The following is a 9,451-nucleotide window of genomic DNA, read 5'->3' on the forward strand; positions in this document are numbered from 1 at the left end:
CGCCGCCGGGTTGCTCGGGCCCGCGGTGGTCGGCGCCGCCGATCCGGTGGCCCCGGCCGAGCGCTCGCTCTCGGCGATCACCTTCTGCCTGAACGCCCGCACCGCGGGCTTTCCGCTGGCGCACCACACCGTGTTCTTCGGACGCGACTACCAGGCCGAGTTCGACGCGATCCGCCGCGGGCGGCTGCCGCCCGACCCCACGACCTACGTCTGCGCGCAGGATCGGGCCGGCGACGCGATGCCGGACGGGCCCGAGCGCCTGCTCTGCCTCGTCAACGCGCCGGCCCGGGGCGAGCGACCCTTCACCGATACGGAGATCGACGCATGCGAAACGACGATGCGGGCACGGCTGACGGCGTGCGGCCTGACGATCTCCGCCGCCGAGACGGCGGTCACCACGCCGGACCGGTTCGGCACCCTGTTCCCGGCGACCGGGGGGGCGCTCTACGGACGGGCCTCGCACGGCTGGAGCGCGACCTTCAAGCGGATGGGCGCGCGGACCCGGCTGCCGGGCCTGTACCTGGCGGGCGGCAGCGTCCATCCGGGGCCGGGGGTGCCGATGGCGGCGCAATCGGGGCGGATCGCGGCGGACACGCTGCTGGCGGATCGGCGGGCGGCGCGCCCCGCTTCGACACGCCGGTCGGCCGCGACGGCTATGTCTGGTGGTACGTCGACGCCCTGAGCGCGGACGGCACCCAGGGGCTGACCATCATCGCCTTCATCGGCAGCGTGTTCTCGCCCTACTACGCCTGGGACGCCACGCGGAACCCGTTCGAGCACTGCGCCGTCAACGTCGTCCTCTACGGCGCGCGCGAAAACCGCTTCTGCATGACCGAGCGCGGCAGCCGCGCCCTGTCGCGCGATGCGACGCAGATCCGGATCGGGCCGAGCGGCATGGCCTGGGACGGCACCTCGCTCACCATCACCCTCGACGAGACCACGGCGCCGGTCCCGTCGCGGGTCCGCGGCACGGTGAAGCTCCATCCCGGCGGGATCACGCCCGGGCCCTTCACCCTGGACGCGCGGGGCGCGCATCGCTGGTGGCCGATGGCGCCGTCCTCGCCCGTCGAGGTCGCGCTCGACGCGCCGTCCGTGCGCTGGTCCGGCACCGCCTACTTCGACACCAATCACGGCGACGAGCCGCTGGCCGAGGCCTTCACGAGCTGGACTTGGTGCCGGGCGGACCTCGGCGACGGCGCGGCGATCCTCTACGACGTGTGCCGCCGCGACGGCTCGGGCCAGAACCTCTCGCTCCGCTTCGACCGCACCGGCGCCCGCCGCGATCTCCGCCCGCCCCTCGCCGCGGCCTTGCCGCCGACGCGGTTCTGGCGCGTGCCGCGCGCGACCCGCAGCGACGACGGGCGGGCGGAGGTGGTGCGGACCTTCGAGGACACGCCGTTCTACTCCCGCTCGCTGCTCTCGGCCCGGCTCGCCGGCGAGACGGTGCGCCCGGTCCACGAGAGCCTGTCGCTCGACCGCTTCCGCAATCCGCTGGTGCGGCTGATGCTGCCGTTCCGGATGCCGCGGCGGGCGTGACGACCAGGCGTCACGCGCTCGTCCGAAGCGGGTCGTGATCGAGCCCGTCAGCCCAGCCGTTCGGCGATGTGGTCGGCGACGCGCAGCGCGTTGGCGACGATCGTCAGCGTCGGGTTCACGGCGCCGATCGAGGGGAAGAAGCTCGCATCGGTGACGTAGAGGTTGTCGAGCTCGTGCGCCTTGCAGGTCAGGTCGAGCACGGACGCCTTCGGATCGGTGCCGAAGCGCAGCGTGCCGGCCTGATGCGCGGTCCCGCTCAGGGGGATGTTCTTGCCGAGATAGAGCGAGCGCTCGAACAGGTAGGTGTAGAGCCCGCCCGGACGGAGCAGGTCCTCGAGCTTGCCGCGCAGGCGGTCGTGCGCCTCGCGGTTGGTCTCGCGCACGTCGAGGATCACGCGGCCGTCATGGCCGAGCATCACCCGGTTGTCGGAATGCGGCAGGTCCTCGCTTTGCAGCCAGAAGTCCATCGAGTGGCGCGCCACCATCTCGAACGGGGCATTCGGCAGGAAGCCGGTCCATTTCGGAAACTCCTCGCCGCGGATCTGCTCCGGATGCGTCTTGGCGCACATCTGGATCAGGCCCATGGGAAATTCCCAGTCCTTAGACTCGAAGTAGAAGTCCGAGACCGCGAGCGTCTTCTGGAAGACGGTGTCGTTGACCTCCTTCGACAGGGCCATTAGCACCGACATGGTGTGGCGCATGTAGTTGCGCCCGACCTGGTCGGAGCCGTTGGCCAGCCCGTTCGGGTGGGCCGCGTTGGCCGAGCGCAGGAGCAGCAGCGCCGAGGACAGCGCGCCGCACGCGACGACGACGATGTCGGCGGAGTAGTGCTCCGCCCGGCCCTCGCGGGTGACGTTCACCGCCGTCACGGTGCGGCCCGACGGGTCGGTCTCGAGCGTCGAGACGTAGGCGTTGACGAGCAGCGTTACGTTGTCGTGCCGGGCCAGCGTCGGGTCGACGGTCATCACCTGCGCGTCGGCCTTGCCGTTGAGCAGGCACGGGAACCCGTCGAAGGCGTCGCAGCGGATGCAGATGCTGGTCGGCGTCGGCTTGCCGTTGCGCTCGTCGAGCTTGATGCCGAGCGGCAGGTGGAACGGGTTGAGGCCGACCTTTGCCCAGTCGTCCGACAGCTTCTGGATGCGCGGCTCGTGGCTGACCGGGGGATGGGCGTAGGGGCCGCTCGCCCACGGCTCGTTCGGATCCTCGCCGCGTTGCCCGTGCACGGCGAACAGCGCCTCCGCCTGCCCGTAATACGGCTCGAACTCGGCATAGGAGACCGGCCAGGCCGGCGAGAGGCCGTCCACGTGACGGACCTCGCCGAAATCGCGCTCGCGCATCCGCAGCAGCGCCGAGCCGTAGACCTTCGAGTTGCCGCCGACATAGTAGTGCAACGCCGGGCTGAACGTGCGGCCGTCGCCGCCGTACCAGGTCTCCTTCGCCTGGTAGGCGCCGTCGACGAAGACGGTCTTCGAATTCCAGTTGTCCTGCGAGCGCGGGAGGTAGTCGCCGCGCTCCAGCAGCAGGATGCGCTTGCCGGTCTTCGCCAGCCGCGACGTCAGCGAGCCGCCGCCGGGGCCCGAGCCGATCACGATGACGTCGTAATGGTCCTCTCGCATCGGTCGGCCTCGCACTGCAATACGCTGGAGAAAACGGGTTCGCCGGCCAACGGCACAAGCCTGGAGGCGTTCCAGGCTGGCCGGTCACGGCATCGTGCGCGCTGCGATGCAGCAAACGCACCCGCTTCCGCCGCCCGGCCCGGCAACTGCGGCGGGTGAGCGGCGTTGGGCCCTCGAGCACGCACGCCGCCCCTCTCCCGTCTCGCCCCGGATCTCGCGATGCCCGTCACCCCAGGCCCCCGATGACGTGGCTCGATCTCGTCGCCGTGCCGCTCGCGGCCAAGCTCTGCCTCGTCTTCATGTTTCCGCTCAGCGCCTACGACAAGGTCGCGCACTGGGACGAGGCCATGGGGCAGGCGCGCTCCGGCCCAGTGCCTTTCCCGGCCCTGCTGCTCGTGCTCGGCATCCTCGTCGAGGCGGTGACGCCGGTTCTGATCGTGACCGGCATCTTCGATCGCGCGGCGGCCTTCGTCCTCGCCGGCTTCTGCGCCGTCACCGCGCTGATGTACCACCCGTTCTGGCGGTTCCCGGACTTCTGGTCGAAAAACGGCGAGGGCCGTGCCCATTTCTGGGACTTCTTCAAGAACTTCGGCCTCGTCGGCGGGCTTCTGCTGGTGGTGATCGGCGGCGCCTACGCCCCGGCCTCCGAGGTCGTTCGGCACCCGCTCTCGAGCGGCCCGCAGGCCGCCCCGGCCCTGTCTGCCCCCGACAACCGTTGACGACCCTCTCTCGCAAGGAACCCGACATGGCCGATCAGCACGACGGCGGGCCGCCGCCCAGGATGCCGTACTGGCACGTCTACACCGACGCCGAGGGCGTGAGCCGGCAGGAACGGTTCGCGCTGTCGGCGTTCAAGTTCGAGGGCATCGACCCGCAGACCGCGCCGCAATGGAACGACAAGCAGGCGCCGTCGCAGGCCGGCGTCACCTTCACGGTGCTGCCGGTCGGCTGGGTCGGGCAATGGCACGAGAACCCGCGGCCGCAATGGATCGCCATCCTGTCGGGCCGCTGGTTCGTCGAGACCATGGACGGCACCCGCGTCGAGATGGGACCGGGCGAGCTGATGATGGGCGAGGACCAGAACACCAAGGAGCGCGACGGACGGAAGGGGCATCTCTCCGGCACGGTCGGCGACGAGCCGTGCACGATGATCGTCACCGGCCTCGACGTGACGCCGACCGTGAACCAGCCCGGACGCTTCAAGTAGGCCCGCGCCGATGGATGGGTTCGAGATCACGCAGCCGCGGTTCAAGGCGTTCGTGCTGCCGAACGCGCCGCTGGAGATGCTCGCCGAGGGCTTCCGATGGTGCGAGGGCCCGGTCTGGTTCGGCGACCGCGACGAGCTCCTGTTCTCGGACCTGCCGAACGACCGCGTGATGCGCTGGAGCGAGTCCGGCGGCGTATCGGTGTACCGCTCGGGCACCGGCTTCGAGAACGGGCACGCCCGCGACCGGCAGGGGCGCCTGCTCTCCTGCTCGCACCGCGACCGCCGGATCACCCGGACCGAGCTCGACGGCACGATCACCGCGCTGGTCGAGCGCTACCAGGGCCGCCGGCTGAATTCCCCGAACGACGTCGTCTGCAAGTCGGACGGCACGATCTGGTTCAGCGACCCGCCCTACGGCATCCAGACCGACTACGAGGGCGGCAAGCAGGCCTCCGAGCTGCCCGCCAACGTCTACCGCTTCGACCCGCGCGACGGCTCGCTCGCGGTCGTGGCCGGCGACTTCGACGGGCCGAACGGGCTCGCCTTCTCGCCGGACGAGACGAAGCTCTACGTCGCCGAGAGCGGGCTGCAATTCGCCGAGGCGCCGAAGAAGTTCATCCGCGTCTTCGACGTCGCCGAGAATGGATCGCTCTCGGGCGGCGACGTCTTCCACACGGTCGAGCCGGGCTTCGCCGACGGCTTCCGCCTCGACGACGAAGGCTATCTCTGGTCGGGCGCCGGGGACGGCGTGCATTGCATCGATCCGCACGGCGAGCGCGTCGGCAAGATCCTGGTGCCCGCGACGGTCTCGAACCTCGCCTTCGGCGGCCGCAACGGCAGCCGGCTCTTTCTCTGCGCCTCGCACACCCTCTACACGATCTACACCAACCGGCGTGGGGCGCGGCTCCTGTGAGCGCCCTGGTCCGATCGATCGCCGGGTTCGAGCGCACCGTCGCGGACCTGACGCGGACGGAGGCGTTTTATCGCGACGGCCTCGGGTTCTCGCGGGTCGGCCCGATCGAGCCGCTGCCGGCTGCGATCGGCGACGCCTACGGATCCCCCGGGGCGGTGGGCTCGCGCCTGACGATGCGGCTCGGCCGGCAGATCGTGGCGTTCCTGGCCTTCGATCCGCCGGGCGCGCCGTACCCGGACGCGCCCCGTGCCACCGATCCGGTCTTCCAGCATCTCGCGATCCCCGTCCGCGCGATGGAGGCCGCGTTCGGGCAGCTCTCGCGCCTGTCGCCGACCGCCGTCAGCGTCGGCGGCCCGCAGGACCTGCCCAAGACGTCGGGCGGCGTCACGGCCTACAAGTTCCGCGATCCCGACGGGCACCCGTTGGAGCTGATCGCCTTCCCCGGCGGCCCCGCCGCCGAGCGCTGGCAGGCCGCGCCCGGCCTGTTCCTCGGCATCGACCACTCGGCGATCACCGTGACGCGCCTCGAGGCCGCGCTCGCCTTCCACGCGGCGCTGCTCGGCTTCCGGGTGGCGCAGCGAGGTCTGAACGCCGGCGAGGCGCAGGCGCGCCTCGACGGCGTCCCCGACCCCGTCGTCGACGTCCTCGGCCTGGAACCCGGCGGCCCTGCGACGCCGCATCTGGAGCTGCTGCACTACCGCCAGCCCGCGACGGAGAAACCGACCCCGGCGCCCTTCGGTCTGCGCGACCGGGCGACGACGCGGCTCGTCCTCGAGACCGCCGACGTCGTCAAAGCCGTCGCGGCGATCCGGCAGGCCGGCCACCCGGTGCGGCTTTCGGCCGACGGCAGCACCGCCTACGCCGAGGGACCCGACGGGCATGGGCTGCGGCTCGTCGGTCCAGACGGCGGCGCGCGCCGATAAACGGCCTCGCATCGCGGCGCGCGGCTCGATCCTTTTGTGCAACTCCAGATCGTGGCAATAGCCATCCATCGCCGCCGGTCGCCGCCTCGGGTGCCGGAGGGCCGCCCCGATCCGGAGACCTGCATGACCCATATTCCACTCCTCCGACGCGCCCTGGCGGGCGGCCTCATGCTCGCCGGTCTGGCCGGCACGCCGGTCTCGGCCGAGGACGGCACCACCGCCGAGCAGACCGTCGACGCGATGAACACGCTCTGGGGGCAGCATCCGGGCATGCGGGCGAACCACGCCAAGGGGACCGTCGTGGAAGGACGCTTCACGCCGAGCGCCGAGGCGGCCAAGCTCAGCAAGGCGTCGGTCTTCGCCGGTGCCGCCGTGCCGGTCACCGCCCGCTTCTCGGACGCCACTGGCCTCCCGACGATCGCAGACGGCGCGGCCAACGCCAACCCGCACGGGCTCTCGCTCAAGTTCAAGCTCGCCGACGGCAGCGAGATGGACGTCGTCACCAACAGCCTGAAGTACTTCCCCGTCGCCACCGGCGAGGAGTTCCGCGACCTGCTCGTCGCGATCGCGAAGAGCGGGAAGGATGCCGGAAAGCCGACGCCGGCCGAGACCTTCGTGGCGAGCCATCCGGCCGCGGGCAAGGCCGGCGCCACCGCCCGGACCCCGACGAGCCTGGCGCGCCAGACCTACAACGGCGTCAACGCCTTCATCCTCGTCGACGCGAACGGCAAGCGGCAGGCCTTCCGCTACCGCATCGTGCCGGTCGAGGGCGAGGAGCTGCTCGGGTCCGAGGAGGCCGCCAAGCAGGCGCCGGACCACCTGATGAGCGAGATCCGCACGCGGCTCGGCAAGGCGCCGGTCTCCTACAAGGTGCTGGCCCAGCTCGCGGAGCCCGGCGACCGGACCGACGACGCGACCCAGCCGTGGCCGGAGGAGCGCCGCCTGGTCGAGATGGGCACCCTGACGCTGACCAAGCCCGTCGCCGACAGCGCGAGCGCCGAGAAGGCGCTGCTGTTCCTGCCGAACGCCCTCACCGACGGGATCGAGGTCTCGGACGATCCCCTGATCGACGCGCGGGTCCAGGCCTACGCGGTCTCGTTCGGGCGGCGCTCGCAGTGACGGCCGGGCGCGTCGCCCGTCTCACCAGATGCGGGTGACGCGCCCGTCGAAGACGGCATCGGCCGAGATCAGCGGCATCGCGCGGATCGGCGCCGTTGCCGCCGGCAGACGGTCGAACGGGTCGCGATGCGACCAATCCATCGTGCCGGCCATGAGGCAGATCTCACCCGTCAGCGCAGAAGTTCTGCCGCCCTGCTGGAGGAGGAGGTCGGCGAGGCTGTCGGCGAAGGGGGCCATGTCAGGCCATTTGCCGAGGCGCACCTTCTGACTGATTTCAAAGAAGGTGATCGGGCTCACATAAACCGTCGCGGCCGCAGATATGCTTTGCCGCGCCGCAAGGGAGAGGCGACGATCGTTGGTGAGCGACCAAGCCCAGGCATGCGTGTCCAGGAGAAGGCTTCCGCTCAACGCCCACCCTCCCACAGGTCGAGCGCGTCGGCGTCCATCGGTTCGAGGAAGTCGGGACCCGGACCTGTCACGCGACCTTCCAGAAGACCGATCTTGAACGTGGTCTTCGGGATGGCGACCAATCGGACGACGGGCTCGCTTCCACGGGCGATGATGACCTCCTCGCCACGCAGAGCTGCTTCGATCAGCTTGGACAGCTGAGTCTTGGCCGCATGGACGGTTATCTGCATCGCACATTCCCAACTATAAGACGGCACGATCTTAGCTAAGTCGACTAGGTTCGCTAGGGAGGCAGGCAGTGCCTCCTCGCCATCGGGCCCGAGGCCTGAGCAAGGACCGATGCCCAGGCTTGACGCCTCCCGGGGCCCACGTCCAATGCCGGCGTTTCCACGGGAGGTCCCGATGCTCTTCGCCCTGCCCTTCCCGGCCATCGATCCGGTCGCCGTCGCGATCGGGCCGATCACCATCAAGTGGTACGCGCTGGCCTACATTGCCGGGCTGATCGGCGGCTGGTTCTACGCCCGCCGCCTGGTGATGGCCGACCGCTACTGGGGCGTGGTGCGGCGCCCGACCACCGCCGACATCGACGACATGATCGTCTGGGTGGCGCTGGGCGTCGTCCTCGGCGGGCGCATCGGCTACGTGCTGTTCTACAATCTGCCGATGTATCTCGACGACCCGATCGAGATCCTGGCGATCCGCAACGGTGGGATGTCGTTCCACGGCGGCTTCCTCGGGGCGATCCTGGCGATGCTGCTGTTCGCGCGCTCGCGAAAGCTCGGCGGCTACACGCTCCTCGATCTGGCCGCCGTGGTCGTGCCGATCGGGCTGTTCTTCGGCCGCATCGCCAACTTCGTGAACGGCGAGCTGTGGGGCCGGGTCGCGCCCGACTTCGCCTATGCCGTCGTCTTCCCCACCGGCGGCCCGCTGCCCCGCCATCCGAGCCAGCTCTACGAGGCCGCGACCGAGGGGCTGCTGCTGTTCATCGTCATGGCGCTCGCGGTGAACCGCTTCGGTTTCCGCAAGCCGGGCCTCCTCGGCGGCATCTTCGTGCTCGGCTATGCCGTCGCGCGGACCGTCTGCGAGCTGTTCCGCGAGCCCGACCGCCAGCTCGGCTACCTGTTCGGCGACCATCTCGGGCCGCTCGGCGGCGGCGTGACCATGGGCATGCTGCTCTGCGTGCCGATGGCCGTGGTCGGGCTGGTCTTCATCGTGCTCGCCGCCCGCGGCGTCACGCGGCCGCGCCATCCCGTCGAGGCCGCCGCGCTGCAGACGGAGACGGCGCGGTGAGGACGTGAGCCCCACGCCCCTCGGCGCCGAGATCGCCGCCCTGATCCGCGAGACCGGGCCGATCGGGATCGACCGCTACATGGCGCTCTGCCTCGGCCATCCGGTGCACGGCTACTACCGCACCCGCGACCCGCTCGGCCCGCGGGGCGACTTCACCACCGCGCCCGAGATCAGCCAGATGTTCGGCGAGCTCGTCGGGGTGTGGATCGCCTCGGTCTGGGCCGCGATGGGGGCGCCGGCCCCGCTGCGCCTGGTGGAGCTCGGCCCCGGCCGCGGCACGCTGATGGCCGACACGCTGCGGGCGCTGCGCACCGTGGCGCCGACGGCGGCGATCGACCTCCACCTCGTCGAGACCAGCCCGGTGCTGCGGGCGGCGCAGGAGGCGACGCTCGCGGCGGCGACGCCGACTTGGCACGCGGACGTCGCCTCGGTGCCGCCC

Annotated in this window: 11 protein-coding genes and 1 pseudogene; 9 read left to right on the plus strand and 3 right to left on the minus strand. The window is 70.9% G+C overall.

Annotated elements, in window-relative coordinates; genetic code table 11:
* Both FV223_RS12525 and FV223_RS12530 read left to right on the plus strand, forming a co-directional pair.
* Positions 1–682, plus strand: a pseudogene (locus tag FV223_RS12525) (CrtD protein); the annotation flags it as partial.
* On the plus strand, positions 679–1,536 hold the full coding sequence (locus FV223_RS12530; RefSeq protein WP_147727369.1) for a carotenoid 1,2-hydratase: 858 nt from the start codon (positions 679–681) through the stop codon (positions 1,534–1,536). The pseudogene FV223_RS12525 and the gene FV223_RS12530, both read left to right, overlap by 4 nt.
* A 47-nt stretch (positions 1,537–1,583) precedes the next feature.
* Here the strand turns inward: FV223_RS12530 and FV223_RS12535 are convergent, their stop codons facing one another.
* Positions 1,584–3,152 carry a GMC family oxidoreductase gene (locus tag FV223_RS12535; RefSeq protein ID WP_147727360.1) on the minus strand — a complete coding sequence of 523 codons (1,569 nt, stop codon included), beginning with the start codon at positions 3,150–3,152 and terminating at the stop codon, positions 1,584–1,586.
* Between the two features lie 242 nt (positions 3,153–3,394).
* Here FV223_RS12535 and FV223_RS12540 point away from each other — a divergent pair, with 242 nt between their 5' ends.
* The 5 genes from FV223_RS12540 to FV223_RS12560 all read left to right on the plus strand — a co-directional run bounded on the left by FV223_RS12540 (position 3,395) and on the right by FV223_RS12560 (position 7,314).
* Positions 3,395–3,871, plus strand: a complete 477-nt coding sequence (locus FV223_RS12540; protein ID WP_147727361.1) for a DoxX family protein — start codon at positions 3,395–3,397, stop codon at positions 3,869–3,871.
* Positions 3,872–3,897: 26 nt separating this feature from the next.
* On the plus strand, positions 3,898–4,359 hold the full coding sequence (locus FV223_RS12545) for a cupin domain-containing protein (protein WP_147727362.1): 462 nt from the start codon (positions 3,898–3,900) through the stop codon (positions 4,357–4,359).
* Positions 4,360–4,369: 10 nt separating this feature from the next.
* Positions 4,370–5,272 (plus strand): SMP-30/gluconolactonase/LRE family protein, encoded by a 903-nt coding sequence (locus FV223_RS12550; protein ID WP_147727363.1) that lies wholly within the window; start codon positions 4,370–4,372, stop codon positions 5,270–5,272.
* Positions 5,269–6,195, plus strand: a complete 927-nt coding sequence (locus FV223_RS12555) for a VOC family protein (RefSeq protein WP_147727364.1) — start codon at positions 5,269–5,271, stop codon at positions 6,193–6,195. The genes FV223_RS12550 and FV223_RS12555 overlap by 4 nt, the downstream gene beginning before the upstream one ends.
* Positions 6,196–6,318: 123 nt before the next feature.
* Positions 6,319–7,314: a catalase family peroxidase gene (locus FV223_RS12560; protein WP_147727365.1), complete on the plus strand. Its 996-nt coding sequence runs from the start codon at positions 6,319–6,321 to the stop codon at positions 7,312–7,314.
* 21 nt (positions 7,315–7,335) lie between these two features.
* Here the strand turns inward: FV223_RS12560 and FV223_RS12565 are convergent, their stop codons facing one another.
* Both FV223_RS12565 and FV223_RS12570 read right to left on the minus strand, forming a co-directional pair.
* Entirely contained in the window at positions 7,336–7,722 is a 387-nt protein-coding gene (locus FV223_RS12565) for a type II toxin-antitoxin system VapC family toxin (protein WP_147727366.1), read from the minus strand.
* Positions 7,719–7,952 carry a type II toxin-antitoxin system prevent-host-death family antitoxin gene (locus FV223_RS12570; RefSeq protein WP_147727367.1) on the minus strand — a complete coding sequence of 78 codons (234 nt, stop codon included), beginning with the start codon at positions 7,950–7,952 and terminating at the stop codon, positions 7,719–7,721. The genes FV223_RS12565 and FV223_RS12570 overlap by 4 nt, the downstream gene beginning before the upstream one ends.
* Before the next feature lie 172 nt (positions 7,953–8,124).
* On the opposite strand from FV223_RS12570, the gene lgt reads away from it, so the two are divergent.
* Together lgt and FV223_RS12580 are read left to right on the plus strand one after the other, a co-directional pair.
* Positions 8,125–9,012, plus strand: a complete 888-nt coding sequence (lgt, locus tag FV223_RS12575; RefSeq protein ID WP_244028036.1) for a prolipoprotein diacylglyceryl transferase — start codon at positions 8,125–8,127, stop codon at positions 9,010–9,012.
* 4 nt (positions 9,013–9,016) lie between these two features.
* Positions 9,017–9,451, plus strand: a 435-nt coding sequence (locus FV223_RS12580) for an SAM-dependent methyltransferase (protein ID WP_246689671.1), incomplete at its 3' end; no start/stop codon positions are given.

This window comes from Methylobacterium sp. WL116 (assembly GCF_008039455.1).
Lineage (GTDB): Bacteria > Pseudomonadota > Alphaproteobacteria > Rhizobiales > Beijerinckiaceae > Methylobacterium.